Raw genomic sequence first — 26,979 nt, 5'->3', positions numbered from 1 at the left:
TCGCCGGCCCCAGCACCGATTAAACCGTCAGCGTGATCAGATCGCTTTTTTCAGTGCCTCGATTATCTGCTCTTGCGAATTCTCCTGCAGATACGGGTGCATCGGCAGGCTAATCACTGTTGCGGCGGCCTGATCGCCAACAGGCAAGTCGGCATTTGGGTCAGAAACAGCTGGTTGCTTGTTCAACGGCAGTGGATAATGCACGGCGGTCGGAACCCCGGCGTCTTTGAGCTTAGCTTGCACATCCTCACGATTGTCCACGCGTATCGTGTACTGCGCCCAGGCGCTGGTCGCGCCCTCCATCAGCGTCGGAGCGGCGATATTGGTTTCCTTCAGTAGCACTTTGTAACGGTCCGCGACGGAGTCTCGCAGGACCAGTTCATCCTCGAAAATATCCAGCTTGCACAGCAGGATCGCAGCCTGCAATGTGTCCAGACGGCTGTTAACGCCAACCCTGATATGGTGATAACGCCGGTCCTGCCCGTGCCGGGCTATCTGGCGAAGAATGATGCTCAGATCATCGTCCGAGGTGAAGATAGCACCACCATCGCCGTAGCAGCCAAGGGGTTTCGATGGGAAAAAGCTGGTGCAGGAAATCGTTGATAGGTTTCCTGACCGTTTGCCACGCAACGATCCGCCAAAGCTCTGAGCAGCATCCTCGATGACAGGTAAGCCGTTTGCCACAGCTACCTCGTTAACTCGTTCGAAATCAGCAGGTTGGCCATACAGCGACACCGGTATAATTGCCTTTGTCCGGGGTGTGATCGCAGCGTCAAGCTTGTTGGGATCAAGGTTATAACTAGTCTGGTCAATATCGACATAAACCGGCTTTGCGCCCAGCAATCTGACGGCTTCAGCCGTGGCGATATATGAAAATCCGGGCGTGATGACCTCATCCCCCGGCCCGACCGCAAGCGCCATCAAGGCAATTTGCAATGCATCCGTTCCATTGGCGCAGGTGATGCAATGTTTAGCTCCCGTGAAGGCAGTCAGCCGTGCCTCTAGTTCAGCCACTTCTGGGCCAAGAATGTACTTTCCATGCGCCAACACATTGGCAATGCCAGCATCAAGCTGATCCTTGATACGTTTCTGTTGTTCCGCCAGGTCAATAAATTGCATTGATCTAATGACGCCCTATCTTCTCTTGAAAATATCGTTCTAGGTGCTCTGCCTTTGCATCCTTTACATAATCCATAAGTGCTCGGCCATGCATATCTGTTCGCAAAGGATCTGCTCCACTTGCCAACAACGTATCCAAAAGTTCAAAACTTGCATTTGGATGAGCCATAAGCGCGGTTTTTGCATACATTAGAACAGTAGTGCCGTTTCTTCCGGTCGCGTTCGGATTTGCCCTGTGCTCTAGCAGGTAGTTTGTCAATTCAAGGCGCTGATTGAAGGCAGCCATGATCAGTGGCGTCCACCCTTTTTCAGTGCGCTCTTCCAGAAGATCAGGGTGGATTTCAAGTATCTTCGAAACAGCCTGTACGTCACCCTGGTTGCACGCCACCTTCATGCTTTCAAATGCCTGCATACGGACCCTAGTTGCACGCCAAGCTGGGAAGTTAAGTAAGGTTTCCCATTTTTTGGAGGGTGCCATGGGCTCATTTTTAGTGGGCCTATGAAGCGCAGTTGGCGACAGCTCCGATTTGGTCCAGCAATCCAAGAATTGTCTTAGCGCTGTGATTTGCAGTCGATAGGTGTTTTCCTGAACTATTTCAGGAGTATCCGTCGCGCTGATTTGAGTAGCGTCAAATGCCAGATGTTGCCCCGCGTCAACCCTGGGGTCTATCAGGTGAGTCGTAACCCCGGCATCGACTCCATTTTTGAGAGTATAGAAAAATGCATCCAGGCCGGATGTCTCGGGAATCTTTCCAGGATGAAAGTTCACAATACCCTGCTTGAAGGCTTCGATAACTGGTCGTTTGAGGATTCGCGCGCCGGATATGATACCTAGCTCCAAACCATGCTCATCAACCAGATTAATGATGCCGTCGATATCACTATGCGGCATTTCAACGAAAGAAAAACCTAAGCGCTCGCAGAGTTCCTTTGTATCAAGCGGTGGTACTGCCCTGAGCGTATGTGGGAAGTAAACTGTGCGATCCATTGATGGCAGCTTTTGAAAAGGTGCACCGATTACGGTCACCTCTCGTTGACCCATCAGCGCTAGCTCTACGAGAAAATCATGAGATTTTCGATGAGGAAACGCGTAGGCGAACACTGCAATCATTGATCAGTGCCGGAATTCAACTTGGGGTGCTGCTCGCCCTTGCGAGCTTCGATTGGTGCATTGCGGATATAGTTGACCATACCAATCGCTGGTCGATTTACGTTAAGCCCAAACCCGTTCCCTTTCAAAATCTCTTCGTAGCTTCGCGTATGCAAATCAGCAAAACCACCAGAAAACTCGACCTCTTCTTCATTGATCGTGATCGACCGATAGGTTCTGGCTCCAGCTTCCCGCGCATCTGCCGGAACGTCGTTAATATCCAACGACAAGAACCAACGGCACCGGGCATGTTCGAACTCCAGATAACCCGCAGCCTTTGTCGGGGCATTGAGATGGACGTGGTTTGCCTGAAGGTCTCCGAAGAGAAAATGCAACATGTCAAAGAAATGTACGCCGATGTTGGTGGCAATACCACCAGATTTGCGGACATCCCCCTTCCAGCTCTCCAGATACCAACGTCCACGGGACGTGATGTAAGTCAGATCGACCTCGTACTTGGTATCTTTGGGGCTATTTCGAATCTTGTCCCTCAGAGCAATGATCGATGGATGTACGCGCAACTGCAGGATCGTGTTTACGGTCTGTCCGGTCGCCTGCTCGATCGCTTCCAGACCATCGATATCCTCGGGGTTCAACACCAGCGGCTTCTCGCAAATCGCATCAGCGCCTGAACGAAGGGCAAACCGCATGTGGCTGTCATGGAGATAATTCGGCGAGCAGATCGAAACATAATCAACTTTGCCCGTTTCGCTGCGACGTAACATGTCAACGTAGCGATCAAAACGCTCAAACTCTGTGAAAAAATGTGCATCGGGGAAGTGGCTATCGATAATCCCAACGGAGTCGCTTGTGTCCAGAGCAGCCAACAACGTGTTTCCGGTATCCGTTATCGCCTTCATGTGGCGCGGCGCGATGTATCCTGCGGTTCCTATCAGTGCGAAGTTGCTCATTCGGTGCGTCCCAAGTGCTCAAATTGTGCTACAGCGCTTCCAAGAATTTCTTTGGGAAGTCAATAGAGGCAGGCATTTCAAGCATCACCAATCGCGCTGGAAACCCCGATCAACCTCTGTTAGAGCAGTTCGGAATTGTCAGAGCTAGATTGATCTTCGACCGATGTCAGACACCCGTGCCAAATCTCAAAAAACCGTATTCTGTCTTACCTACCACGAAATTACGGCGGATGCGCGCGTTCTCAAAGAAGCGCGCGCGCTTCAAGCAGCGGGCCACAATGTCCACATTTTCTGCGACTGGCCTGGAGGCTCGCCGCAAGAAGAGGTCATTGATGGCATTCAGATCACTCGATTCAACTGGCAGTCTTGTGAGAACATCACTGAAAAATTGCTTGAACGTTTCTCGTTTATGGAGCGAACGTCCGCTCAAGTCGAGCAACGTGTCTTACCGTATGTCGAATCCGCTATTCAGCTAAATTCTTTAAAAACCTGGTTGAAGACTTTCCTCACGGACGAAGCCGTCCAAAAGCTTGACCCGATGTACTACAAAAACTTCGGTGGTGATGAAAGGCGGGCTAGAAAACTCGTACACAAGCGGCTGCTTTGGAAAACACGGCTTGGACTTGGATTCGGAAAGGGCCCGAAAAACCTCAAGTCATTTATGTTGATGGCCCGAAAAGTCAGAGAGAATTTCTTTAAACTCTATCAGTTGGAATCACTGATTTACGCAGAAAACCTTTGCCACCTTAAATTTGATGATACCCCGGACGTCATTCACGCTCATGACATCTATTGTCTCCCGGCGGGCGTTGTGCTTGCAAAACAGTTTGGGGCGAAGCTTGTATATGACGCACATGAATATGAACCAGCACGGGCGACGAAGAATCCAACTGATGGATCGAACTTTGCAGAAAACCTAGAAGACGATTGCCTCCCCTTCGTCGATTATATGATCACCGTATCGTCGTCCATCGCAGATTTGTATGCCAAACGCTTCAAAGATAGTCCGACACTAATCCTCAACGCTCCAGAGATAGATGTCGATTACATAGACGGTCGTAATAAACAGGAATTGGATCAGCTTTCAATTCGTGCTCAGGCAAAAGTTGCAGACGGGGCGCCCTTGATTATTTTTACTGGCGGCATTCAAACATCGCATCGTGGGTTAGATAAAGTACTTGAGGCTTTGGTTCATCTTCCCGAAGTCAAGTTAGCTTCGATGGGCCCACGGCACCTCCGAAACGACAAGTGGTTCATGAGTGTCGCTCATGACCTAGGTGTGGATGATCGCGTTACCTTGCTTCCACCAGTGGCTGCTCCAGATGTACCCATAGCGATTAGTACCGCAGATGTTGCAGTCATTCCGATTCAAGATGCGTCATTAAGCTATCGGTTTGCAATGCCCAATAAGCTATTCGAAGCCGCGTTTGCAGGATTGCCGATCTGTGTCTCCGATCTTCCCGACATGCGCCGTTTTACAGAATCGCTCGGTTTGGGGCGAGCAATGGACGAAACAGATCCTCAGAGCATTGCTGAAGCTATTCGGGATGTCTTGGACCATCCCGAACGCTTTACGTTAAGCGTCGACAACAGAAGGAAGCTTTGGGAGACCTACAGCTGGCCTGCGCAAGCCAAGAAGTTAGCGGCGCTCTATGAAGGTATTTAAACTCGCGCGGCTAGTATCTGTGCGATTTGTTGCGAAGCGGTTCCATCACCATAGATTTCTATCTGATTTCCGCTAGTCCCTATCGCACTTAGGATACCATCCTCGATATTCCCTTCCATGGGCGAATCGACACGATTCCAGCCGCTTTCATCAAGCTCAATCGACCCTGTTTCCGTTCTAATAGTGACGCATGGGACGCCGTAGAGATACGCTTCTTTCTGCATTCCGCCAGAGCCCGTAGAAACCAGCACCGCATTGCTTTCTAGAGCGACCATATCCAAGTACCCGACTGTGTTTATCGTTTAGACATATTCGAATTTACGACCGATTCCATTTATCCTTGCGGCAGTACGTTGATGAAATGGCAAGACAACCGGATTTTGTTTCGCAACCGCCTCCAGACCATCCACAATGCTTGTCAACGTTTCTAGCGAACCCGTATTTTTAGCTCTATGGATCGTCGCGAGTATGAATCCCTTTGCGTCAACCCCAATGTCAGTCAAGATCGTTGATTTCTGCTTGGACTCACCTCGCAGATCGCGGCTCTGATGCAAACCAGTTCAGGGAGTCTTCACAAGACAAGGGGATACGCGCTGGCATTCCAGGCCGAAAGCAACAAAGTACAACTTCAAATACGACAAACGCAGATGCAAGCGGCAAAACCGCGTTGAAATCATGTTCAGCAGGCTCAAGGGCTGTAGACGCGGCGCAACGCGCTATGAAGGCTGCCCAAAGGTCTTTCTCGCAGACATCGCTCTCGCGGAAACCGTCTCTATTGGTTGGGGATCATGACCCTACTGAAATGGCTAAATCTCATTCCGCAATACAAGCATTGCTAGACTTATCGATTCAGAATGGATTCTATTAGACAGCATAAGGCCGGTGCGCCTGAGCGGCGACCGGCCTTTCCCAATCAGAAATGTGCCGAATTGGAATTTGCGGGCTTGGCGACCGGAGGTGCAAAGCGGGTCAGGTCGATCCCTTCGACAGCGGCCTTGTATTCCTCGATTTTCGGAGTTCGCCCGAGGATGGCAGACAGTACAACTACCGGTGTGGAAGCCAGAAGGGATTCACCTTTCTTATCTTCCGAGTCCTCGACAACACGCCCTTGGAACAAGCGGGTAGATGTCGCCAGAACAGTATCACCTTTCTCAGCCTTTTCCTGATTACCCATGCAAAGGTTGCAGCCCGGACGCTCAAGATACAGCGTATTTTCGTATTCGGTTCGCGCTGATGTCTTGGGGAAAAGATCGTCGAATTCGAAACCGGAATATTCCTGAAGAATGCTCCACTCACCTTCTTCCTTCAACTCATCAACTATGTTGTAGGTTGGCGCCGCGACGACCAGAGGGGCCTTGAATTCAATCTTGCCCTCCTTCTTCTCAAGGTTCTTAAGCATCTGCGATACGATGATCAGATCACCCTTGTGGACCATGCAAGATCCGACAAATCCCAGATCCACTTTCTTTTCCCCTTTGTAGTAGGAAACAGGCCGGATCGTATCGTGCGTATAACGCTTGGAGACATCCGCGTTGTTCACATCAGGGTCGGCGATCATGGGCTCGTTGATCTCGTCCAGATCAACGACCAGCTCGGCAAAATACTCGGCATTTTCATCCGGCCTCAGGGCTGGAACTGCGCCGGATCTGATCTCGGCTATACGTGCGTCGGCTTTGTCGATCAGGCCTTGCAGGGTCCGCGCCTCATTCTCCATGCCCTTGTCGATCATGATCTGAATCCGACCTTTGGCGATTTCCAGTGACTCGATCAGGGTCTCGTCTTCGGAAATACAGATCGAAGCCTTCGCCTTCATCTCGGCCGTCCAGTCGGTGAAGGTAAAAGCCTGATCCGCCAGCAGGGTTCCGATATGAACTTCGATAATACGCCCTTGGAACACGTTATCGCCGAAAGCCTTCAGCATCTGCGCCTGTGTCGCGTGGACCACGTCGCGGAAATCCATGTGATCGGCCATTTTGCCTTTGAACGTCACCTTCACAGATTCCGGAATGGGCATGGTTGCTTCGCCCGTGGCCAGTGCCAAGGCAACGGTGCCCGAATCCGCCCCGAAAGCCACACCTTTGGACATGCGCGTGTGCGAGTCGCCCCCAATGATGATGGCGCGATCATCCACGGTGATATCGTTCAGAACCTTGTGGATCACGTCGGTCATCGAGTGATATTCACCCTTGGGATCGCGCCCTGTGATCAGGCCGAAATTGTTCATAAACGCCATCAGTTTGGGGATGTTGGCTTGCGCCTTCTTGTCCCAGACCGAGGCGGTGTGGCAACCGGACTGATACGCACCATCGACGGTTGGAGAAATCACGGTCGCCGCCATCGCCTCAAGCTCTTGCGAGGTCATCAGGCCAGTGGTGTCCTGCGATCCTACGATGTTGACCTTGACCCGTACGTCCGACCCGGCGTGCAAGACCGTGCCTTCCACTACTCCCAAAGCGTTGCGGTTAAAGATCTTTTCGACCGCGGTCAGGCCCTGTCCATCTCGGCTGATCTCTTTCGAAGGCGCAAATGCCGACTTCAGCTCGACTCCCAGTGTCTGTGCTGCAAATGTTTGCAACTTCTTGCCGAACACGATGGCGTAGGATCCGCCGGCCTTCATGAACTCCTGCTTTTGCGGAGTGAAGGACGAGGCAATATCAACAAGCTCTTTGGCGCCATCGGCGTCATAAAGCTTTTTGTCTTTCGTATTGATCGTGAGCACTGTCCCGGTTTCGACCGAGTACTTTTGCTCCAGGATAGGGCTGTCGTCATTGTTGAGGATCGGATTCCCCTCGGAATCGACTTTTTTGACCCAGTTTTTCAGGTCGATACCAATCCCGCCCGTCACACCAACGGTGGTCAGAAAGATCGGAGAGATACCGTTCGTGCCGGCCACGATCGGGGCAATGTTTACGAATGGCACATATGGGCTGGCCTGCTTGCCGGTCCAAAGCGCCACGTTGTTGACACCCGACATCCGGGACGAGCCAACGCCCATTGTCCCTTTCTCAGCAATCAGCATCACGCGTTTATCTGGGTGCTGGCGCTGTAATTCTTGAATCTCGTCTTGCGCTTGCTGCGAGATTAAGCACTTGCCATGCAGCTCCCGATCCGAGCGCGAGTGTGCCTGGTTGCCCGGCGACAGCAAGTCAGTCGAAATATCGCCCTCGGCAGCGATATACGTGACAACTTTGATCTCTTCCTCGATATCTGGCAGCTTGGTGAAGAACTCGGCCCGCGCATAGCTTTCAAGAATGTCGCGTGCGACCGGATTTCCGGCAGAAAACGCCTCCTTCAAACGATCCGTATCAGCCTCATATAGGAATACCTGTGTTTTCAGCACTTCAGCCGCCTGCCCTGCGATCTCGGGATCACCACCCAAAGCCAGATCAAGAAGAACCTCAACCGAAGGACCGCCTTTCATGTGCAACAACAGTTCAAAGGCAAAGGGTACTGAAATTTCGTCAACCAGCGCTTCGCCCAGAATGATCTCTTTCAAAAAACGTGCCTTCTCGCCAGCGGCGCTGGTCGTGCCGGGCAGCGTATTATAGATGAAATAGTTTAGAGAATCCGCACGATGCGCATGATCGACGTCCTTGATCTGCGTAACAAGCTCTTTGACAAGCGCGCCGTCATCAATCGGTTTCGGATGCAGACCCTGCGCTTTGCGGGCTTCAATTTCGTCGAGGTAGTTGGTGTAAAGGCTCATGGCTCGTTCCGGTATATGTGGCTCGATTAGCAGGGGCTCAAAGACGTTATGAACGCCCGAGGATCCCAATTGTATGCGGCGGTATACTAAATGATCGGAACTTGCAAGCCTTGCACCTGTGGCGCGATGTCCCGTCTAAAAGCAACACTTCACAAAGGATTTTGTGCCAGCCAATGACTTTCGATAAGTCCGCTATGTCCTTATCTGAACCCTGTTCCCGGACGATATGCATATAGACCGCCGAGATAATGAATAGCCATAAGGCGTAAACCGCCCCTGCTTCGAATTGCGTCAGGCAGTTGCTCGGGTCAGATAATCCTGAACCATGTCGCCGAAACTCTGTTCAACCGCAAACTCAAAACCAGCCTCGTAGCGCATCACAAGTGCTTTTAGGCCAAACAACTCGGAATAGGTTACTGCGTCTTCATCAAAAGCAGTGACATGCAGATCAAGAGGGCAGGCAATAGCCATCACTTCAGCGGCTTGGGGTCCGGCGACACTAAAGAAGGTAAGGGTGTCCGATATCCGCACTATACTGATGTCCGCAGGGCAATCCGTTGGTTTGAGCTGTGCTTCCAGTGCCTCTTCCAGTTCCAGCGAAGCACGTACAATCCAGTGATTGCGTCCAATGTGATATACCTCAAACGCTTCCTGCATCGCCCTTGTGTTCGGGCGGTTTGGCAGAGAAAATTCGGCCCAATTTTGAACGACCTCGGGATCCCCTTTGAGGTCAAACAGCGCATTCAGGGTTTGGCGTTCGATCTTGACGTCGTAGCTCATCTCAGGACCTCAGGCGCTGACCCTCTGGGTCATGGAATACAGGCTTTGTGATGGTCACCGGGATCACCTCGTCTTTCAGCCGAACATGCGCGGTTTGCCCGTGTCGCTCCTGCCCGTTCTTCAGCAACGCCAGGCCAACCCAGCGATTGTTGACGACGCTCCAGACGCAGGCGGTAACCAATCCTTCGGTCGCTTCTTTGCGACCTTCAGGGGTCAGTGGCGCGCCTTCGGGCACTTGCTTGTCAGGGTCTTCGGGCAAGATGCCAACCAATTCCCGGCGTTCCCCTACCGCTTCACGGCGCAAGTGGACCGAGCGCTTGCCTAGGTAGTCGGGCTTTTTCTTCGACATTGCCCAGCCCATGCCCAGGTCATAGGCGTCCATGGTACCGTCGACCTCGTGCCCCAGCGAAAGAAAGCCTTTTTCCACACGCAAGACATGGCTGGATTCCGATCCTACAGGCAGGATACCAAAGGCTGCACCAGCCTCCATCACCTTGTCCCACAAGGCGGCCATGTGGCGTGGGGCAACGTTGACCTCAAAGGATAGCTCACCGGTGAAACTGACGCGCACAACCCGCGCAGGGAACCCCGCAACCGTACCGTCCCGGAACGACATGAAGGGGAATGCCTCGGGCGACAGATCGATATCCGTACACAGCGCGAGCATGACATCGCGCGCGCGGGGTCCACAAATGGTGGCATTGTTCCACTGGCTTGTCACAGTTGTGATCATGACTTGCCAGTCAGGAAACTCGGTCTGAAGCAGCTTTTCCATGTGCTGGTTGATGGCGTCCGCGTGACCTGTTGAGGTCGAGATCATCCAGCGGTGCTGATCCAGCCGAAAGGCCACCCCGTCATCTATGATCAGACCGTCATCCGACAACATAAGACCATAGCGACCATCGCCGGGCTTCAGGCTGGACATGATGTTCGAATACAGAAAATCCAGAAAGCGCGGAACATCGCGCCCTTTAAGCTCGAACGTGCCGAGCGGCGAACCGTCGTATACGCCAACGCCTTCACGCACCGCGCGGCATTCCCGGTTCACCGCCTCTTGCAGGCCCTCACCGGGTTTGGGAAAAAACCCCGGACGGCGCCATCGGGCACCAGCCTCATACATCACTGCGCCATAATCCTTGTTCCATTGGGTCACCGGCGTGTGCCGGTAGGGGAACAACACCGAGTCCTCACGCAGCCCCCCAATCGCACCGAATGAGACCGGCGTGTAGGGAGAGCGGAATGTCGTCGTGCCAACATCTTGCAATGGAACGCCCTTTTGCAGAGCAACGGTGCCAATAATGTTGATATTGCCCGTCTTGCCCTGATCTATGCCCATCCCGCCAGTGGTGTAGCGTTTGACATGTTCCACGTTGTCATATCCTTCACGCAGCGCCAGATGCACATCGCTGACCGCAACATCGTTCTGAATATCCAGGAATGCCTTTCCGCGTTGCCCTGGCACATCTACGCGCCATAGCGGTTCAATCGAATAAGGCAGCTCTGAACCGTCATCGATGATCCGATCCAGTGTGAGATCCCCCGCCGCCGCGCCGACGGCCCGACAGGATTGAATCGGTTGATCGGGCAAAAACGCAGCGAGTTCTTCATCAAACCGAAGTGTGCTACGGGACTGAGACCACAGGTGCACCGTCGGATTCCAACCGCCGGAATGAGCCAACAAGTCGCAGTCGATCCAGGTGCCTGCGCCTCCGGACTTGGGAACGGCCTTGACAGCACGGATGCTTTTGTACCCTCGGATATCGGCGGCTACTGTTCCGGCATGGACGGTTATCCCCGACACCAGATCAAGAGCTTCCCTTGGAACCGTGTCGCGGCTATCGAGGATCGCGTTAACCGTTACCTCAGCTGCGACCAGATCGGCGGCCACTGCGTAAGCGCTGTTGTTGTTGGTGAACAGAACCACACGCTGACCGGGTGTCACGCCCCAACGATTAACATAGGCCTGCACGGATGAGGCCAACATGACGCCCGGCCTGTCATTATTGGCAAACACCATCGACCGTTCCGTGGCCCCGGTGGCAATCACCACCTCAGCAACACGGACCCGCCAGTTGCGTTCTAGAATGCTGGCCTGATCCGGCTCGCGTTCATTGACGATCAGTAGGTTGTGTTCGCGATAGGCCCATACGGTCGCGTTCTGAAGATGGGTGACGTTTGCCATTTGGCTTAGTTCTTCAACCGCTTCGCCCACCCAATCCATCGCCGGACGCCCGCCAATGGTCAGGGTGCGGTTCACGAGGCTGCCGCCCGCTTCGGTTCCCTCGTCTGCGAGGAAGACACGCTTGCCCGCCCGACCAGCCTCAAGTGCAGCTTGCAGGCCAGCGGGACCTGCACCTGCAATCAAGACATCTGCATGAGCGTAGCGCGCTTCGAAATGCCCCGATGAAGGCGGGTGCGCAGGCGCTGCTGCCAGCCCCGCCGCCTTGCGGATGTATGGTTCAAACAGTTGCCAGTTAGGCCATTTGAAAGTTTTGTAGTAGAAGCCCGCAGGAATAAAACGGCTCAGCAGTTGATTGATCCCACCCAGATCAAACTCGGGTGAAGGCCAGCAATTGACCGAGCGTGCATTCAGCCCTTCGCGCAATGGAACCGTGGTCGCTGGACGGTTGCCCGAGGCGTCCTCGCCTTCCAGCTCCACAAGCGTTCCTGGCTCTTCGGGACCGTGTCCGACAATGCCGCGTGGGCGGTGGTACTTGAAACTACGGGCTGTTACTCGCACCCCGTTTGCCAGCAAGGCCGAGGCCAGAGTGTCCCCTTCGAACCCTTCGTAAGTTTTCCTATTGAACTGGAACGTCAGAGGGCGGCTTCGATCAACACGACCACCCACTGCGCGGCGATTAATCTGAGCCATCGGGCACCTCCACAATGTCATGTGTCACGGTATCCCGCCAGATTGTCAGCCACTCGCCACAGCCCCGTGCGTGCCACCACCGCTCTTGCACAGGCCCCATCGGGTTGGGCGTTATGGTCAGGTATTCGACCCAATCAGCATCGCTGACGGCGTTGGCATCGGGTCGAGTAGCACCGACCGGGCCGCCATAGACGAACTCACTTTCATTGCGCTTGCCACAGAATGGGCAGGGGATGAGCATCATGATCCTGTCCCTTCCTATCTCGCCGTTGTGGTGCCGGCTTCCATCACAAATTCCAGATGGCGGAAGCGGCCTAAAGTGAACGAGGCCATCAGCGGATGCGGCTCGCCTTTGGCGACCAGATGCGCAAGCGTCAGTCCGCCCGCAGGAATGGCTTTGTATCCGCCCCACCATCCAGCGGTCACGAACAGCCCCGGTACCTCAGTCTGATCCATGATGGGCGAGGCATCATGGGCAATATCAAGATGCCCACCCCATTGGCGCATTAGTTTGAGTTTCTTGAAGCTCGGGAAAAGCGACAGCATCGTGGTCACAGTGTCTTCGAACACATGTTGCTTGATGTCGCGACGAAAGCTTTGCCCCATATCAGGAGCGCCGCCGATCACCATCTCGCCCTTGTCAGACTGGCTGAAATAGAACCCACTGTCCGGGCAATTTACGATGACATCCACCAAGGGCTTCACTGGTTCGGACACAAAGGCCGTCAGGTTCATCGTGCGCAATGGCAGCTTGAGCCCCGCTGTCTCGGTCAATGTCGTGGTATGGCCCGATACGGCCACCACAACCTTTTTCGCCCGCACGGTGCCGCGATTGGTCTCGACACCTTCGATGCGCCCATCAGCGCCACGGATCAATGCTTGCACGGCGGTCTGTTGGTGCATCTCCACCCCCATTGCATCCGCCGCGCGGGCATAGCCCCAGGCCACCGCATCATGACGGTTTACACCCGCATCTGTGTGGACCATTCCGCAGATGATCGGCAGGCGCGCATCTGGCCCACCGCCTGTCAGCGCAGGTATGCGTTTGCGCAATTCGTCTGTGGTGATCTGCTCATAGGTCGAGCCATAGATGTCCATGACCAATTGCCGACGCCGCAACTCTCGCAGTTTGGGCCAGGTCTGCACCACATCCACCATAGTGCGCTTGGAATGCATCATGTTGAAGTTCAACTCATGCGTCAGCCCTTCGTACATCTCGACGGATTTGACGTAGAACGGGATCGACTCGTCACGCATGTAATTTGACCGGATCGTAACCGTGTTGCGCGCTATGTTTCCGCCACCCAACCAGCCCCGTTCCAGCACGGCGACGTCGGTTATGCCAAACTCTTTGGCCAGATAGTAAGCCGTGGCCAGCCCGTGACCCCCTGCCCCGATCACCGCCACCTCGTACCGGTCTTTGAGCGGCGGGCTCCGCCAGGCTCGGGACCAGTTCTTATGACCAGAAATCGCGTTACGGGCGAGTGAAAATGCCGAATATTTTTGCATAGCAAGCATAATATTTATCAGAAAAAATATATCGTCAATAAATATATTTACCATTGCGCAAAAACTGCTTGGGCAATCAAAGGTCGTGGGCTACCATGGCGCATGACCTTCAAAATTGAACAGTTTCATCGGAATCTTGCTGGCAAATGGTCGGCCCGATCCCGCTGGCCCTGCTTTATCATAAACTGCCGCAGTTCACCCTCTCTCTGACTCCATGCAGACCGTGGCGCTTTGCGCCTGATTTCAAACCCGCCGGGAAATGAGGCGGATGCTATGGATGGAAGAACTATGATAAACACACCGGATACAGATTCTGTTCAGCAAGCGTATGCGCGCGATGGCGTCGTTTTATTGAGAAACATCCTCAGGGACGATTGGTTAAACAAGTTGCGTGATGCCGTGGACGAAGAGGTCAAAAAGGGTGTCCGGTATTTTGCCTATAAAAATATGCGTGAAAAACCGAGTGTCTTTCAGGACTATTGTCTGAACTCAGATATTGGAAAGCGCGTGGCCGAGGTGGCGGGTAGCCCCTGGACTTCGTTGATCTATGACCAAATTTTTGTGAAAGAACCCGGCACACGCACCCAGACCGGCTGGCATACAGATCAGCCCTATTGGCCTGTGGCCGGTCCCATCATGACAATGTGGATCGCACTTGATCCTGTCGACCCAGACAATGGAGCGCTGGAATTTGTCCGTGGCTCGCACGCTTGGGGCGCAAAATACCGGCCTTTCAAAACTGACCAGCTTGGCAAGTTTCTTCACTATCTGGAAGAGGATAAACCGGACTATATCGACATGCCCGATTTCGAGGCGGATCGCACTAAATATGACATATTCCACCATGAACAGATGGAACCTGGCGATGCACTGGCCTTCGATGGAATGACTGTGCATTCGGCGATGGGCAACCGAACCTCGACCCGTCGCAGGCGTGGATATGCGGTACGTTTTGCCGTTGAAGGTGCCACCTATGAACCGCGCGATAGCGTCACTGAATGGCTGCATGATGACGACCTGAAACCGGGTGCTCCCTTTGCCGGTGGGCGCTTCCCTGTCATCTATAGCAACACCTAAGATAAGGGGCCGGGAACTGGCCTCTGTTCAGGTTTCAGGCTTGCCGAATTGCACCCTCTGGCACAGCGGCCTCGGCCTCGATCGCTCGGTCGAGCACGCGACGGTATGTTTTTGCCCCGGCATCCAAACCCAGATCAATATGCGGTGTCTGAGCATTTTTCATGCCCTTGTGCACTTTTTCCAGCACATCTTTGTCTTCAAGAAACGCCATCCGGGCACCGTCATTCATGAACTTTGAAACCTCGGCATTGTCAGGATCAGAGTTGCGATGCTGGAACCAGAAATACCTGGTCTGATCCTCGTTGATTGGCGTCATGAAGTTGTAAGAGATGTTGATGAATGTCTCATCGACAGGATCTTTGTCATATCCACCCGTGCCAACCGGAGTATAGATGGACTTATTCAGCCCGATTGCGGGCATGCACATTTCGTAATGCTGCAAGCGGTCGCAATCGCCGTCGAACGAGACCAGTTTGGCATAGTAAGGCGATGGTGGTTTGTTTTCGATCCAGCGCGAGACAATCACGCCGCGATCTGTCTTTTTGACGTCCAGAGGCTCTTCATCCGTTCCCGCGCCGGCGAATGACGAGACATGTACCCAGGCCACATGGCTGGGATCAAGCAGGTTATCGCAAACCCAAAGATAATGGCAATCGATATCCATCACCCCGCCATCGGTTAGGCCCCAGCTCGTGTCATCAAAGTTTTCGATTGGGAAAATCAGGTCCGGATCAGCCAGTTCAGGATCGCCCATCCAGATCCAGAGCAGGCGATAGCGGTCGACAACTGGATAAGACTTCACCACCGCGCGCCGAGGCGTCATCCCCCGCTGCGTTGGGCTGTCCGTACATTTGCCCGAACAATCGAATGTCAGCCCGTGGTAGCCGCACTCGACCAGATCCCCTTTCAGATTGCCATCGGATAGCGGGAGCTTGCGATGCGGGCAGGCATTCTCAAGCGCAACGGGCGTCCCATCCTGCTGACGATAGAGCACAATGTTCTCACCCAGATATGTCTCAGCCTTCAGTTCGCGCCCGATATCCTTGCTCCAGGCGGCAACATACCAGCAATTTCTGAGGTACATGGTTTGCTCTCCAATTTCATCAGTTGGCTTAGCGCCATTATGGCAGCGTCAGCGCAATACACCATTCTGGATTTGTAATGATACATATAAGGCAAGCTAATTCGGCAGCGTTACAGACGGGGGCAGATCGGGCTGCGAAGCAACTTCGGCCTTGATCCAGTTCAGGAACTCGCTGACTTTTTGGCTGTCTTTGCTATCAGGACGCCGGACGAGCCAATAGGAAAGTGGCGATTGGGTCAGTTGCTGAAACGGTCGCACCAAACGGCCATCGCACAACGCATCAATAACCAGCGGTTCGCGCCCAAGCGCCACCCCCAGCCCCTCAATCGCTGCCTGTATGACCATGTTTGATTGGCCCAATCGGCGCGTGCGCACTCCAGACGGCAATGTCAGATTGGATTGCCGCGCCCAGAACTCCCATGTTGGGCTGGACGTACCATGGTGCAGATTTTCATCTACCAGCAGTGTGTGCTGTGACAAATCTTCAATGCGCTTTAGTTCAGGCAACAGCGCAGGCGCGCAGACGGGAAACAGCCTTTCCCGCATAAGCAAATCCACTTCAAACCCGGGATATTCACCAAGACCATATCGAATGCCGATATCGGAATCTGCGCCGGAAAACGGATAGTATCCCGTATCCGTCGCGATCGAAATAGACAGGTCCGGGTGGGCCAAATCAAAGTGCAGAAGCCTTGGAAACAGCCAGTTGAATGCAAACCCCGGCAAGCATGAAATCACGATGGTCCGGTCCGCACGCGTTCGATCGCGAAGTTGCGCACACACATCTGAAATGCGGCCCAGCCCATCCGAGATTGCCTGCGCCAATTGCTCACCTTCGCGGGTAGGTCGCGATTGCCGCGCACCGCGCAGCAGCAAATCCCGCCCAAGCCATTCCTCGAGCGATCTGACGTGCTGGCTGACGGCACTTTGGCTGACCCCCAGTTCCTCGGCGGCGGGTGAAAAGCCGGAATGGCGTACAACTGCCTCAAAGGCTCGCAGCGCGGAATATGGCAGATTCAAGATCATATTAGTCATCCTAATGTCAGCCATTATCACTTTCAAATGGATTGCCGGCGGCCTTAGGCCGTAAGTTGATAATGTCAAGTAATCAGGAGATGTCGATGTCCGACATGACGCCAGAGCGGGGCGCTTACAATCTGCTGGTCAATTGCGCCCGCGCGGCGGCGGGTGAAAGGCTGCTGATTGCCTATGAACCTGCAGAGTTTGGATATTTCGACGCCGACAGCGTAAATGTTGTCAGTCAGGCGGCCCGTAAACTTGGGCTGGGGGTCGACACGATTGATGTGGGCTTCAATCCGGACAATCCGCAATTATCGCCCGATCTGCTTGCCCGGTTCGAAGTGGCAGACATCATTCTATTTTTGGCCCGTCTTGGAGATCAGTTGCGGTTCTCGGACATGCCGCAGGGTAAGAAAGTCATCGTTAGCTTCGCTTTAACCAAAGAAATGCTGGGATCTGGTTTCTCCAACGGCCACCACGATGCGTTCATGGAGCTTAAGGCCGATATCAACGCGGTCTTGGACGCGGCCAGCGAGGTGCGGATCACTTGCCCTTTGGGCACTGATGTAAGCGGTCGGCCAGTGATGAACCTGCAACCCGCGGGCGACACCTCGATCCTGCGTTTTCCGATGTCAGTCTTTACCCCGGTTCCTGCCCACAGTTTCTCGGGCCGTGTCGCGATCAGTTTTCTGACGGGAACGGGGTCGAAGTATTACGATGACTACACCATCGAATTCGACCGCCCCGTCTTTGCGATGATGGAGAATGGGCGGCTGCAGCGTTTTGACGGCGATCCCGACAACGCCGCACGGGCCGAGGCGCATTATGACCGGGTAGCCAACCAGTTGGGAATTGATCGCAATTTCGTGCACTCTTGGCATGCAGGTATCCATCCGGGCTGCGGCTACCCCTGGGATATGCGCGAAAACTATGAACGCTGGGGCGGCTCCGCTTTCGGAAATCCACGCATCCTGCATTTCCACACCTGCGGGGCGTACGCCCCCGGTGAAATCAGCTGGAACGTTATTGATCCTTCCATCGAAATCGATGGCGTAACTTATTGGAACCACGGTACATTCCATGCCGAACGGTTGCCTTACGGCCAATCAATCCTGGATCGGCACCCTTGCGCGGCCGCCCTGTTCGCCCATCCCGATCCGGATATCGGTCTGCGTGCAGTTGGCTGATCAATAGCGGCTTGATCGAATCACGAGCTGTGGAAATACTCTTAGATAATAGGGTCTGTTCGAGTTGGCCCTATGGTGCGGAGCACTCCCGTCTCCGGTGCCGGAATATGCGCAGAGGGCAAGACCCCCGCTCCGGCAAAATCATGGAAATCACATGTCAAAAGCTATTGTTACGCCGCTGACTCAGGCTCTGGCCGAAGGAAAACTGACGCGCGAAGAACTCAAGGGATTCATGCAACGCTCGAACGCGCACGGGTTACGTCATCTTGCAATGTGGATTTTGGTGCTGGCCTGCACGACAACATTGATCACCCTAGCCTGGAACAGTTGGCTGATTTGGCCCGCGATGTTTCTGCAAGGGGTCGTCTTGGTGCATCATTTCTCACTTCAGCATGAGTGTGTGCACTATACCGTGTTTCGCACCCGGTGGTTGAATGATCTGGTTGGTCAGATTTGCGGGCTGATCATCATTCTGCCCCATCGGTTCTTCCGATACGAACATTGTGATCATCACACGTTTACGCAACTGAACGGAGAGGATCCCGAACTGATCCCGCTGCCCAAATCCCTTGGCGAGTACTTTTTGTACCTGTCAGCCCTGCCTTATTGGCGCGGTAAGTTTACTGAGCTGTTCCGACATGCCTTTGGGAAGCTCAGCAAGGCCGAGTTGAGTTTCATTCCCAAAGAGGAGCATCAGTCGGTCTATTGGGACGCGCGCCGCATGCTGGCCATTTACGCTTTGATCTTTCTGGCTATGGCCTCCACCGGATGGTGGGGATTGATCTGGTATTGGATCATACCCCTGTTTCTGGGTGAGCCGGTGATGCGATTCATACGAATGACCGAGCATGTCGGACGTCCCACCGTGGCGCAGATGTCAGAAAACACGCGCACCAATCTGGTGTCAAAGCCGATGTCATTTTTATGCTGGAATATGAACTATCATGCCGAACATCACTATGTCGCCTCAGTTCCCTTCCACGCTCTGCCCCGTCTGCATGAGAAGCTAAAGGATCATGTCTTCGTCGAAAAAGGTGGATATCTGGCTGCGCATCGCGACATTCTGCGGCAGATCATGCAACGCAAAGCCGAGGCCTGAGAGATGGCGGCAGACAAATCTTGGCGCGATGTGATCGAGGCATCGAAGCTGGAAGAAAACTGGGTCACGCGGGTTCAGATCGGACCCAGATTGATTGCGGTTTATGACACGCCCAGCGGTGTCTATGCCTCGCTGGCATTGTGCAACCATGGCGGGGCTGATCTGTGTGACGGCTATTTTGATGGGCATGTTATCGAATGCCCATTGCACCAGGGCGCGTTCGATGTGCGTGATGGCAAGCCTGTTTCAGCGCCCGCGACCCGAGCAATGCGGGTTTTTGAGACACGGATTCAGGATGGAATGGTTCAGGTCCGAATGTGACCTGAACCTAGCGCTTGTCAGATCGTTTCTCTAGCCGCGCAAAGATGCGGCTGAGGCCGAAGCAGACGACAAAATAGAATGCAGCCGTTGTGATCCATGCCTCAAAGATCATCCGGGACGAAGCGACCAACTCGACGGTCTTGTAGGTCAGTTCCTGAACCGAGATCAGCGACAAGATCGAGCTGTCCTTGATTAGTGAGATGAACTGGTTGGCCAGCGGCGGCACGACCTTTTTCATCGCCTGCGGCAGCACGACATAGCGAAGCTCTTGCAAACGGCTCATACCGATCGAGCGTGCAGCTTCGCGCTGACCTTTCGGGATCGACTGGATACCTGCTCGGACAATTTCGCCGACAAATGCGCTTTCAAACAGCGCCAGAACGATGACACCTGAGACAAGCGACGGAAAGCGCCGCATCTCACCAAAGAAAAATGTCCAGATCTGGTTGTCTTCCTGCCGCGCAATTCCACGCGCCCAGCGTTCAAGGTTCAGTGCGTCGATCAGTTGCTGCGATAGGAAGAAAAAGAAAATAAAGACAACAACAACCGGTGGCACATTACGCAGAAATTCAAGATAAGTGCGTGCCAGCATGCGTATGGTCAGGTTCGCGGAACAGCGCGCGATCCCCAGAATTGTACCCAGAATGAGCGCCAAAATGCCGGAATAGATGCTGATACGAACCGTCGCCACCAAGCCTTGCAGCAATAGATTGGCAAAATACTCTTCTCGCCCAGTATGCCAGCCGACGATGTAGCTGGGGATCAATTCCCACCGCCACTTATAGTTCAGCGTGCCTTCGATCGACAACCAGATATATCCGAAGAAGGCGATCAATACCGCCACGATCAGATAATCTGGCCATCTGAGTTTTCTAAGAAATTCAGGCACCTGGGCGCTCCGCTTCAGGCCCGAGGGCGGCTGACCCGCCCCCGGCTAATTGGTTATTGGGCAACCTGGTCTGCCCACTCTTCAGTTGCGAACCAATAGTTGTGACGCTCTTCCAACCAACCCGACCGCCAGTTCTGAGCGATCCAATTGTTGAAAAAATTCATGGCGTCCGGATCGCCCTTGCGTACTCCGAACGCTTCGCCACGCGGATCATAGAGGTTATCGAACGGAACGGTCAGAGTTTCCGGATGACGACCGGCCTCGCGGTTCGGTGTGGGTTGGGCCGCCATTGAGGCATGCGCGTTTCCGTTCAGCACTTCTTGCGTTGATGCACCGTCTTCATCAAACAACAGCAGCGTCGCGTTGGGGAAGTTTTCCGCGATGACTGTAGCTGGTGTCGCACCGCGACGAGCGGCAAAGGTGACCTCAGGTTTATTGAAATCTTCCAAAGACATACCATCGGTCAACTGTTTGTTAGCCATAATAGCCAGGCCCGAATACGCGTAGGGATCGGTGAAGTTGATCGTCAAGTTTCGCTGCGCAGTCACCGACATGCCCGAGATGATCACGTCGAAATTGCCGGATACGAGCGCCGGGATGATGCCATCCCAGGCGGTCGGTACAAACTCGACCTCTACACCCATGTCCTCGGCCAGCTTGCGACCGACATCCAGTTCGAACCCGATCAGATCACCATTCTTGTCGCGCATCGACCACGGCACGAACAGCGAAAGACCAATCCGGATTACCCCATCCTGTTTGATCGTTTCAATCACACTTTCGCGGGACAGTTCCTGAGTCGCACTTTGCGCCCAGCCTGAGGTCGCCATGCCTGTTGCCACGACCGCGCCCAGGGCCGCCCCGAGCATTCTGCGAGATAGCTTCATCTTGGTTCTCCTTGTTGTCCGGTTAAGTTCTTGTGGTTATTGGTCGACGGCATATTTCTTCTCCAGATAGCTAACGCCAATCGACAGGATCAGGGTCACCACCAGATAGACCAGCGCGATAGTGAACCAGATTTCAAAACTCATATATGTGTCGGATATGATGTTGCGCCCGAAGGTGGTGAGTTCAGCCACGGCAATGACGCTGACAATAGCCGAGGATTTGATCAAGTGGACGACCTCGCCCGTCATGGGCGGTAGCATAAAGCGAACAGATTGCGGCAGAATGATATATCTGTAGGTCTGATAGGGGGTCATACCGATAGACTTGGCCGCCTCCCACTGACCAGATGGGATGGCGTTGATCCCCGCCCGTAGGATTTCTGAAATCAAGGCTGAATGAAACACCGCCAAAGTCAGGATGCTGGCGGTATATCGATCAAATCCAAAGATAGGACCCAGGACATAATAGAACAGGTAAAGCAGAACCAGCAGAGGGATATTGCGGATCAGTTCAAGGTAGGCAACCGCGACAGCCGTGCCAACTACCAAGCCGGACAAGCGCAGTAACGCCACCAGCAACCCGATAGCTGTGGCCAGCAGAAACGAGGTAACTGACAGCTTGATCGTGGCAACCAGTCCGATGGGGATTTCGCCCCACTCGAACCCGATCTCGGTGTTGCGGTACAGGAATTGGGGCACGCGATACCACTGCCAGTTATAGCCCATACCCTGCGCGCCAACATATGACCCGTAGGCGATCAACCCGACAATAACCGCATAGATCACGACGGACACTAACACCGAACCAAAGAATCGCTTGTATAGTGGTGGCTTCGGCAGCGCTTGCCCGCGTCCCTGTGATATGCCCAGATCGGTCACGTTAGTGTTCCAATATCTGGTTCAGGAATAGACGGCAGCGCTCGCTTGACGGGTTGGTGAAGAACTGATCGGGCGGCGAGATTTCAACGATCTGCCCCGACTCCATAAAGACCATCGTGTCGGCGACCTTGCGCGCAAACCCCATCTCATGCGTGACAACCACCATGGTCATGCCGGTATCGGCCAGTTCAACCATCACATCCAGCACCTCATTGATCATTTCGGGATCAAGCGCGGATGTAGGTTCATCAAACAGCATGATCCGTGTTTCCATGCATAAAGACCGCGCGATAGCGACGCGCTGTTGCTGCCCCCCCGACAATTGCGCGGGGTACTTGTCGGCCTGCTCGGGGATGTGAACGCGATCAAGATAATTGCGCGCGGTTTCCTCGGCCTGCGCCTTGGATAGCTTGCGCACCTTCATCGGTCCGATCATCAGGTTTTCAAGCACAGTCAGGTGCGGAAACAGGTTGAACTGCTGGAAGACCATGCCGACTTCCTGTCGCAGTTCACGGATTTCCTTGGCACCTTCATAGACTTCGATCCCATCGATCACGAGACGCCCGGAATTATGCCACTCTAACCCGTTGAAACAGCGGATCAGTGTGGATTTTCCTGATCCGGACGGGCCGCAGATTACCACCTTCTCGCCCTGATGAACGGTCAGATCGATGTTCTTGAGCGCATGGAAAGTCCCATAGAACTTATCCAGATTGGTCACTTCGATCATGGGGGAGAGCTGTGTCATGCCGAACCTGTCAAGATGCGGATCAGCTGGCGTCGCTGATCTATGACGCTGTGGTGGTGCGATCGCAACATGAGGTCATGCACGCATGGGCACGAGGTCATTCGAGGGGATTCAGGCAGTGTGGAGAGATCTGGCAAAGCTTCAGAATCCTCAAATTCGTTGCGCGCTGTTCAATATGGTTGCTTAATGTGCAATATTCGTCAATAAAAAACTCAGCCGAACGGCACACGCCGCGAAAATAGAAACAGAAAACACGAGAGGAAACGTGAATGTCCGCCTGGATTCGGATGATATCTGACGAAGATGCCGACGAGCACCTGAGAGCGACTCTGGATCTGGCGCGCACACCACACGGGACCGTGGACAATGTGATGCGCGTGCATTCACTGCGTCCCAACACCATGAAAGGTCACGTCATTCTGTATCGCGCGTGCCTGCATGATGAAGCCAATTCCATACCCATGTGGTTTCAGGAAGTCATCAGCTCTTACGTATCGACGTTGAACACCTGCCCCTATTCTTATGCCAACCATTGGGCAAACGCCCGACATCTGATCGGTGACGACGCACGCGCCGACGCAATCGAGGCCGCGTTAAAGGCCCATCGTCCGCAGGATGCATTTGAAGGTGCGCAGTTGGCCGCGCTGATCTATGCGCAAAAGCTGACCCTGTCGCCGGGTGCAATGGAGGAATCCGAAGTTCGCGCATTGAAAGATGCCGGCTGGGAAGACGGAGAGATTCTCGAGATCAACCAGATCGTCGGATATTTCAATTATGCCAACCGATTGCTGAATGGTCTGGGTGTCACAACGGAAGGGGACGTGGTGGGCTACTACGCCGAGGATTGACGGATTGAATCATGCACGATGACACGCCGGGAAGACAGATTGATCGCGCTATTGGTGCCTCGCTCAGGGAACTGCGCCAAAGCCGCAAGCAATCCGCCCGTCGTTTGGCAGAACAGTCTGGTATCTCGGCTGCAATGGTCAGCCGTATCGAAAACGGGTTGGTCTCTCCGTCAATCGATACGCTGGCTGCACTTGCCGAAGCGTTAGAGGTACCAATCGTATCGCTATTTCGCGAAGCGCGGACAGACCACACCGACTATACGCTGGTTCGCCATGGCGAAGGGCTAAAGTCTACGCGACTGGCGGGCGGCCATTCGCACGAATACGTCAACCTTGCGCTGCATTCCCGGAAGGACCTGCGCTTTCAGGCCCGTCGTGTCACGTTGTTGCGCGACGAGGGGCAGCCACCCACTTATGTCGGCCATGGCGTCGTGTTTGTGCAGGTTCTCGAAGGGCAGGCCATCTATCGCTATGGCGAGGCCCGATTTACTCTTTCAGCAGGAGACAGCATCAGCATCGATGCAGAGCTGAATCACGGCTTCGAAGAGGTCCTAACGCCAGAGTTCGTATTCCTGACCGTTCAGGCCGAACGTCCGTAGTGGCCAGTTGATATGGCCATCCCAACTGAAATTGATCTGACGCGCGGGCCAATCTCGACCCATTTCCGAACCCTGGCGATCCCGGGCGCAATCGGGATGTTGTTCAACACTCTCTACAACGTTGTCGACATGTTCTTCGCCGGCCTTCTCTCGACCAGCGCACAGGCTGGATTGGCATTAGGGTTTCAGGCTTTTTTCATTGCCATTTCGGTCGGGGTCGGGTTGGGTGCCGCGATGAGCGCGCTGGTCGGCAACGCGTTAGGCGCTGGAGACACTCGCGCAGCGCGGCGTTTTGCAGCACAGGGAATGATCTATGGTTTCATTGCAGCCTGTGTCCTGGCGGCGGCGGGTCTCTGGTACGGCCCTGCGCTGATAAATCTGGTTTCGGAACCGGGACCTTATCGCGATGCAGGTTTACGTTATTTCCACTGGCTCCTATTGGCCTTGCCCGGATTTCTTCTGGCCTTCGGTTGCAATGGCATTCTTCAGGCACATGGTGACGCGGTATCGATGCAACGCGCCCTCATGGTGGCGTTTTTTGCCAATATCGGTCTGAACCCCCTCTTGATCTACGGCATTCCGGGCATGATCCCGGGCATCGGATTTGATGGCCTCGCTGTATCGACGGTGATCAGCCAGACCGGTGTGATGGTGTTTCTGATCCGTCAGGTCCTCAGACGCCGCAGGATGAGGCGCATGCGCCCCCGAAACTTCATTCCGCGCCTACAGAAGTTCAAGGAGATCTCGGTTCAGGTACTTCCCACAGCGACATCTTTCTTCGTGATGCTGCTGTCAGGTTTCGTCATGCAGTTTGCCCTGAAAATCTTTGGAGAGCACGCAATCGCTGGCTTTGGCATTGCCATTCGGCTTGAGCAGATTTTGCTTTTGCCGGTGCTGGGGGTCACGGGGGCACTGCTGCCCATCGCGTCCCAGAATTTCGGTGCCCGCGACTATGAAAGGGTACGCGAGGCACTGTTTTATTGCTGGAAAGTCGGGTTCATCATGACCGCCATCGCAGCCCCCATATTGTGGATATTTGGCCGCCTTATGATGGGCTTTTTCACCGACGATCCCGAAGTGATCCGCGTCGGACTTAGCTATCTACGTGTCGATAGTCTGATCCTCCCGATCTACATGATGCTTTTTTCCATCAACTCGCTATTGCAAGCCTTGAAGCGACCGATCTGGACCGTGTGGATCAGCCTATATCGTCAGGGATTTGGCGTCGCCTTTTTTGTCTGGATTTTCGTCGGCCTGCTCGGCTTTAACGAAATTGGTGTCTGGTTCGGCACCGCAGGTGCCGTGGTGACTGGCTGGATGATCGCGTTGCTGATGACGTCCCATGTGGCTCAAAAAGAGCTGGGCGGGCTTTGGCTCAGGACGAGAACCGATCTGGGCTGAAGGCTTCTATATCGATGTCCGGTGATCTGCCAGCAATTACATCTGCGATTATACGCGCCGTCGTCGCGCCTAGTGTCAGGCCAAGCTGTCCGTGACCCGTCGCAAAGGCGACGTTAGCCAGTCGCCTGCTGCGGCCAATGATCGGACGCGTGTCCGGTGTAAACGGGCGGCGACCCATCCTGCGTTCCGCATTATCGGTCTTCAAACCCGGTAATACGCGGAATGCACGCCTGACCAGCACATCGGCTCGGTTCCAATTCGGCTGCGCGTTCAGGTCGGCAAATTCTGCGGTACCGGCCACTGCCAGCGCCTGCTGATACGGTGTAATGCCAAACCCGCCTTTGGCATAAAACACTGTATGGCGGAGCTCGACCCCGCTATCTTTCAACGCAGTCGAATATCCGATCACCCCTTCCATCCTCAGTTGAACGCCCAGCGTCTTGGCCAAGATTCTAGACGGCGTTCCCGCAGCGATGACGAAATCATCTGCGCTGATCGATCGCCCATCGCTCAGCTTCACGCTTTTCACATGTTGTCCGTCCTGCGTAAAACCGATTGCTCTTCCTGCCACGACAGCCCCGCCGCGGCTGCTAAAACTCTGCGTCAGCGTTTCAACCAATACCTTAGGGTCCGTCACAAAACTCCAGTCTCTAAGCAAAGCTGCATGTTTGAAATCAGATGCTATTGCAGGATCGATTTCATGCGCTTCCTGACCTGTAACTTGATCAATCGTGCAGCCCAACTCACGCGCCAACTCAAAAGCTGGGCGCATGGTCGCAAGGTCATTGTCGTCGTCAAACAACTTGATTACCGGCCGTTCGACCAAAAGCTCAGGATGGCCTACATCTAAAAGCTGAGCCTTGAAATCCGCTGTTGCAGCAAACGTAATTCTTGCCAGATCGGAGGCGATTGCGCGCATCTTCGAGCGACGCGCATTGGCCGTAAACCGTGCAAACCACGGCAGCAGCTTCGCTACTGAGGCCGGGCGCAGTGTCAACGGGGCCTCGGCATCCAGCAACCAGCCCGGCACTTTCATCAGCATCCCCGGCTGCGACAACGGCACGATCTCACCCACTGCGATACACCCGCAGGAAGCCCAACTCGCGCCCTCACCAACCGGACCCGGTTCTACGACGGTGACCTCGTGGCCCTGCGACTGCAATGTCAGCGCACAGGATATTCCGACGATGCCGCCGCCAATTACAACCACCCGTGCCATTACTGGGA

23 protein-coding genes and 2 pseudogenes are annotated in these 26,979 nt (G+C 54.2%); 9 read left to right on the top strand and 16 right to left on the bottom strand.

Annotated elements, in window-relative coordinates; genetic code table 11:
* Positions 1 to 36: 36 nt before the first annotated feature.
* Genes ACR0NM_RS08175 through ACR0NM_RS08165 form a run of 3 tightly spaced genes read right to left on the bottom strand, consistent with a single transcriptional unit; the run spans position 37 to position 3,180 of the window.
* On the bottom strand, positions 37 to 1,119 hold the full coding sequence (locus tag ACR0NM_RS08175; RefSeq protein ID WP_480614027.1) for a DegT/DnrJ/EryC1/StrS family aminotransferase: 1,083 nt from the start codon (positions 1,117 to 1,119) through the stop codon (positions 37 to 39).
* 4 nt (positions 1,120 to 1,123) lie between these two features.
* Positions 1,124 to 2,230, bottom strand: a complete 1,107-nt coding sequence (locus ACR0NM_RS08170) for a formyltransferase family protein (RefSeq protein WP_170562078.1) — start codon at positions 2,228 to 2,230, stop codon at positions 1,124 to 1,126.
* A complete protein-coding gene (locus ACR0NM_RS08165; protein WP_480614025.1) occupies positions 2,227 to 3,180 on the bottom strand; it encodes a Gfo/Idh/MocA family protein in 954 nt (317 codons plus the stop codon). Before ACR0NM_RS08165 ends, ACR0NM_RS08170 begins: the two co-directional genes overlap by 4 nt.
* A gap of 163 nt (positions 3,181 to 3,343) precedes the next feature.
* Here ACR0NM_RS08165 and ACR0NM_RS08160 point away from each other — a divergent pair, with 163 nt between their 5' ends.
* Positions 3,344 to 4,846, top strand: a complete 1,503-nt coding sequence (locus ACR0NM_RS08160) for a glycosyltransferase (protein ID WP_170562084.1) — start codon at positions 3,344 to 3,346, stop codon at positions 4,844 to 4,846.
* Here the strand turns inward: ACR0NM_RS08160 and ACR0NM_RS08155 are convergent.
* Positions 4,843 to 5,349, bottom strand: a pseudogene (locus tag ACR0NM_RS08155) (UDP-N-acetylglucosamine 2-epimerase). The gene ACR0NM_RS08160 and the pseudogene ACR0NM_RS08155 sit on opposite strands and share 4 nt — an antisense overlap.
* 26 nt (positions 5,350 to 5,375) lie before the next feature.
* On the opposite strand from ACR0NM_RS08155, the pseudogene ACR0NM_RS08150 reads away from it, so the two are divergent.
* A pseudogene (locus ACR0NM_RS08150) lies at positions 5,376 to 5,685 on the top strand (transposase); the annotation flags it as partial.
* Positions 5,686 to 5,759: 74 nt separating this feature from the next.
* Here the strand turns inward: ACR0NM_RS08150 and ACR0NM_RS08145 are convergent.
* The 5 genes from ACR0NM_RS08145 to ACR0NM_RS08125 form a co-directional block, all read right to left on the bottom strand.
* On the bottom strand, positions 5,760 to 8,552 hold the full coding sequence (locus tag ACR0NM_RS08145; protein ID WP_170393863.1) for a bifunctional aconitate hydratase 2/2-methylisocitrate dehydratase: 2,793 nt from the start codon (positions 8,550 to 8,552) through the stop codon (positions 5,760 to 5,762).
* A 291-nt stretch (positions 8,553 to 8,843) separates the two neighbouring features.
* Positions 8,844 to 9,332 (bottom strand): sarcosine oxidase subunit gamma, encoded by a 489-nt coding sequence (locus tag ACR0NM_RS08140; protein ID WP_480614023.1) that lies wholly within the window; start codon positions 9,330 to 9,332, stop codon positions 8,844 to 8,846.
* A gap of 1 nt (position 9,333) precedes the next feature.
* Entirely contained in the window at positions 9,334 to 12,204 is a 2,871-nt protein-coding gene (locus tag ACR0NM_RS08135) for a 2Fe-2S iron-sulfur cluster-binding protein (protein WP_480614021.1), read from the bottom strand.
* The gene (locus ACR0NM_RS08130; RefSeq protein WP_170596652.1) at positions 12,191 to 12,448 is read right to left on the bottom strand and encodes a sarcosine oxidase subunit delta; all 258 of its coding nucleotides are present in this window, start codon (positions 12,446 to 12,448) and stop codon (positions 12,191 to 12,193) included. The genes ACR0NM_RS08135 and ACR0NM_RS08130 overlap by 14 nt, the downstream gene beginning before the upstream one ends.
* Positions 12,449 to 12,462: 14 nt before the next feature.
* The gene (locus tag ACR0NM_RS08125; protein ID WP_480614019.1) at positions 12,463 to 13,722 is read right to left on the bottom strand and encodes an FAD-dependent oxidoreductase; all 1,260 of its coding nucleotides are present in this window, start codon (positions 13,720 to 13,722) and stop codon (positions 12,463 to 12,465) included.
* Positions 13,723 to 13,986: 264 nt separating this feature from the next.
* Here ACR0NM_RS08125 and ACR0NM_RS08120 point away from each other — a divergent pair, with 264 nt between their 5' ends.
* A complete protein-coding gene (locus tag ACR0NM_RS08120) occupies positions 13,987 to 14,790 on the top strand; it encodes a phytanoyl-CoA dioxygenase family protein (RefSeq protein WP_480614017.1) in 804 nt (267 codons plus the stop codon).
* A 34-nt stretch (positions 14,791 to 14,824) separates the two neighbouring features.
* Here ACR0NM_RS08120 and ACR0NM_RS08115 read toward each other — a convergent pair whose 3' ends face one another.
* Positions 14,825 to 15,874, bottom strand: a complete 1,050-nt coding sequence (locus ACR0NM_RS08115) for an aromatic ring-hydroxylating dioxygenase subunit alpha (protein ID WP_170422580.1) — start codon at positions 15,872 to 15,874, stop codon at positions 14,825 to 14,827.
* Between the two features lie 96 nt (positions 15,875 to 15,970).
* The gene (locus ACR0NM_RS08110; protein ID WP_480614015.1) at positions 15,971 to 16,900 is read right to left on the bottom strand and encodes a LysR substrate-binding domain-containing protein; all 930 of its coding nucleotides are present in this window, start codon (positions 16,898 to 16,900) and stop codon (positions 15,971 to 15,973) included.
* A 95-nt stretch (positions 16,901 to 16,995) separates the two neighbouring features.
* Here ACR0NM_RS08110 and ACR0NM_RS08105 point away from each other — a divergent pair, with 95 nt between their 5' ends.
* The 3 genes from ACR0NM_RS08105 to ACR0NM_RS08095 all read left to right on the top strand — a co-directional run bounded on the left by ACR0NM_RS08105 (position 16,996) and on the right by ACR0NM_RS08095 (position 19,501).
* Positions 16,996 to 18,081 carry a hypothetical protein gene (locus ACR0NM_RS08105; RefSeq protein WP_480614013.1) on the top strand — a complete coding sequence of 362 codons (1,086 nt, stop codon included), beginning with the start codon at positions 16,996 to 16,998 and terminating at the stop codon, positions 18,079 to 18,081.
* 154 nt (positions 18,082 to 18,235) lie between these two features.
* On the top strand, positions 18,236 to 19,180 hold the full coding sequence (locus tag ACR0NM_RS08100) for a fatty acid desaturase family protein (RefSeq protein WP_480614011.1): 945 nt from the start codon (positions 18,236 to 18,238) through the stop codon (positions 19,178 to 19,180).
* A gap of 3 nt (positions 19,181 to 19,183) precedes the next feature.
* Positions 19,184 to 19,501 (top strand): non-heme iron oxygenase ferredoxin subunit, encoded by a 318-nt coding sequence (locus tag ACR0NM_RS08095; protein ID WP_170635751.1) that lies wholly within the window; start codon positions 19,184 to 19,186, stop codon positions 19,499 to 19,501.
* Positions 19,502 to 19,508: 7 nt separating this feature from the next.
* Here the strand turns inward: ACR0NM_RS08095 and ACR0NM_RS08090 are convergent, their stop codons facing one another.
* Genes ACR0NM_RS08090 through ACR0NM_RS08075 form a run of 4 tightly spaced genes read right to left on the bottom strand, consistent with a single transcriptional unit; the run spans position 19,509 to position 22,904 of the window.
* Positions 19,509 to 20,390, bottom strand: a complete 882-nt coding sequence (locus ACR0NM_RS08090) for an amino acid ABC transporter permease (protein WP_170562105.1) — start codon at positions 20,388 to 20,390, stop codon at positions 19,509 to 19,511.
* Positions 20,391 to 20,443: 53 nt separating this feature from the next.
* Positions 20,444 to 21,277: a transporter substrate-binding domain-containing protein gene (locus ACR0NM_RS08085; protein WP_170393843.1), complete on the bottom strand. Its 834-nt coding sequence runs from the start codon at positions 21,275 to 21,277 to the stop codon at positions 20,444 to 20,446.
* A 36-nt stretch (positions 21,278 to 21,313) separates the two neighbouring features.
* On the bottom strand, positions 21,314 to 22,156 hold the full coding sequence (locus tag ACR0NM_RS08080; protein ID WP_170393841.1) for an amino acid ABC transporter permease: 843 nt from the start codon (positions 22,154 to 22,156) through the stop codon (positions 21,314 to 21,316).
* 1 nt (position 22,157) lies between these two features.
* The gene (locus ACR0NM_RS08075) at positions 22,158 to 22,904 is read right to left on the bottom strand and encodes an amino acid ABC transporter ATP-binding protein (protein ID WP_480459463.1); all 747 of its coding nucleotides are present in this window, start codon (positions 22,902 to 22,904) and stop codon (positions 22,158 to 22,160) included.
* 269 nt (positions 22,905 to 23,173) lie between these two features.
* Between ACR0NM_RS08075 and ACR0NM_RS08070 the strand changes: the two genes are divergently transcribed.
* The 3 genes from ACR0NM_RS08070 to ACR0NM_RS08060 are packed head-to-tail and all read left to right on the top strand — an operon-like array spanning position 23,174 to position 25,752.
* On the top strand, positions 23,174 to 23,752 hold the full coding sequence (locus tag ACR0NM_RS08070) for a carboxymuconolactone decarboxylase family protein (RefSeq protein WP_170393839.1): 579 nt from the start codon (positions 23,174 to 23,176) through the stop codon (positions 23,750 to 23,752).
* 11 nt (positions 23,753 to 23,763) lie between these two features.
* Positions 23,764 to 24,351 (top strand): helix-turn-helix domain-containing protein, encoded by a 588-nt coding sequence (locus ACR0NM_RS08065; protein ID WP_480614008.1) that lies wholly within the window; start codon positions 23,764 to 23,766, stop codon positions 24,349 to 24,351.
* Between the two features lie 12 nt (positions 24,352 to 24,363).
* Entirely contained in the window at positions 24,364 to 25,752 is a 1,389-nt protein-coding gene (locus tag ACR0NM_RS08060) for an MATE family efflux transporter (RefSeq protein ID WP_170611452.1), read from the top strand.
* Here ACR0NM_RS08060 and ACR0NM_RS08055 read toward each other — a convergent pair.
* On the bottom strand, positions 25,727 to 26,971 hold the full coding sequence (locus ACR0NM_RS08055; RefSeq protein WP_480614006.1) for an NAD(P)/FAD-dependent oxidoreductase: 1,245 nt from the start codon (positions 26,969 to 26,971) through the stop codon (positions 25,727 to 25,729). The two genes, ACR0NM_RS08060 and ACR0NM_RS08055, sit on opposite strands and share 26 nt — an antisense overlap.
* Positions 26,972 to 26,979: the final 8 nt, after the last annotated feature.

This window comes from Ruegeria sp. AF2 (assembly GCF_056542025.1).
This window is presented reverse-complemented; position numbering and strand designations above follow the sequence as displayed.

Bases quoted from the DNA above. Each gene is read 5' to 3' on its own strand.
- ACR0NM_RS08175 (WP_480614027.1), bottom strand. From the start codon at position 1,119: ATGCAATTTATTGACCTGGCGGAACAACAGAAACGTATCAAGGATCAG.
- ACR0NM_RS08170 (WP_170562078.1), bottom strand. From the start codon at position 2,230: ATGATTGCAGTGTTCGCCTACGCGTTTCCTCATCGAAAATCTCATGAT.
- ACR0NM_RS08165 (WP_480614025.1), bottom strand. From the start codon at position 3,180: ATGAGCAACTTCGCACTGATAGGAACCGCAGGATACATCGCGCCGCGC.
- ACR0NM_RS08160 (WP_170562084.1), top strand. From the start codon at position 3,344: ATGTCAGACACCCGTGCCAAATCTCAAAAAACCGTATTCTGTCTTACC.
- ACR0NM_RS08145 (WP_170393863.1), bottom strand. From the start codon at position 8,552: ATGAGCCTTTACACCAACTACCTCGACGAAATTGAAGCCCGCAAAGCG.
- ACR0NM_RS08140 (WP_480614023.1), bottom strand. From the start codon at position 9,332: ATGAGCTACGACGTCAAGATCGAACGCCAAACCCTGAATGCGCTGTTT.
- ACR0NM_RS08135 (WP_480614021.1), bottom strand. From the start codon at position 12,204: ATGGCTCAGATTAATCGCCGCGCAGTGGGTGGTCGTGTTGATCGAAGC.
- ACR0NM_RS08130 (WP_170596652.1), bottom strand. From the start codon at position 12,448: ATGATGCTCATCCCCTGCCCATTCTGTGGCAAGCGCAATGAAAGTGAG.
- ACR0NM_RS08125 (WP_480614019.1), bottom strand. From the start codon at position 13,722: ATGCTTGCTATGCAAAAATATTCGGCATTTTCACTCGCCCGTAACGCG.
- ACR0NM_RS08120 (WP_480614017.1), top strand. From the start codon at position 13,987: ATGGATGGAAGAACTATGATAAACACACCGGATACAGATTCTGTTCAG.
- ACR0NM_RS08115 (WP_170422580.1), bottom strand. From the start codon at position 15,874: ATGTACCTCAGAAATTGCTGGTATGTTGCCGCCTGGAGCAAGGATATC.
- ACR0NM_RS08110 (WP_480614015.1), bottom strand. From the start codon at position 16,900: ATGATCTTGAATCTGCCATATTCCGCGCTGCGAGCCTTTGAGGCAGTT.
- ACR0NM_RS08105 (WP_480614013.1), top strand. From the start codon at position 16,996: ATGTCCGACATGACGCCAGAGCGGGGCGCTTACAATCTGCTGGTCAAT.
- ACR0NM_RS08100 (WP_480614011.1), top strand. From the start codon at position 18,236: ATGTCAAAAGCTATTGTTACGCCGCTGACTCAGGCTCTGGCCGAAGGA.
- ACR0NM_RS08095 (WP_170635751.1), top strand. From the start codon at position 19,184: ATGGCGGCAGACAAATCTTGGCGCGATGTGATCGAGGCATCGAAGCTG.
- ACR0NM_RS08085 (WP_170393843.1), bottom strand. From the start codon at position 21,277: ATGAAGCTATCTCGCAGAATGCTCGGGGCGGCCCTGGGCGCGGTCGTG.
- ACR0NM_RS08075 (WP_480459463.1), bottom strand. From the start codon at position 22,904: ATGACACAGCTCTCCCCCATGATCGAAGTGACCAATCTGGATAAGTTC.
- ACR0NM_RS08070 (WP_170393839.1), top strand. From the start codon at position 23,174: ATGTCCGCCTGGATTCGGATGATATCTGACGAAGATGCCGACGAGCAC.
- ACR0NM_RS08065 (WP_480614008.1), top strand. From the start codon at position 23,764: ATGCACGATGACACGCCGGGAAGACAGATTGATCGCGCTATTGGTGCC.
- ACR0NM_RS08060 (WP_170611452.1), top strand. From the start codon at position 24,364: ATGGCCATCCCAACTGAAATTGATCTGACGCGCGGGCCAATCTCGACC.
- ACR0NM_RS08055 (WP_480614006.1), bottom strand. From the start codon at position 26,971: ATGGCACGGGTGGTTGTAATTGGCGGCGGCATCGTCGGAATATCCTGT.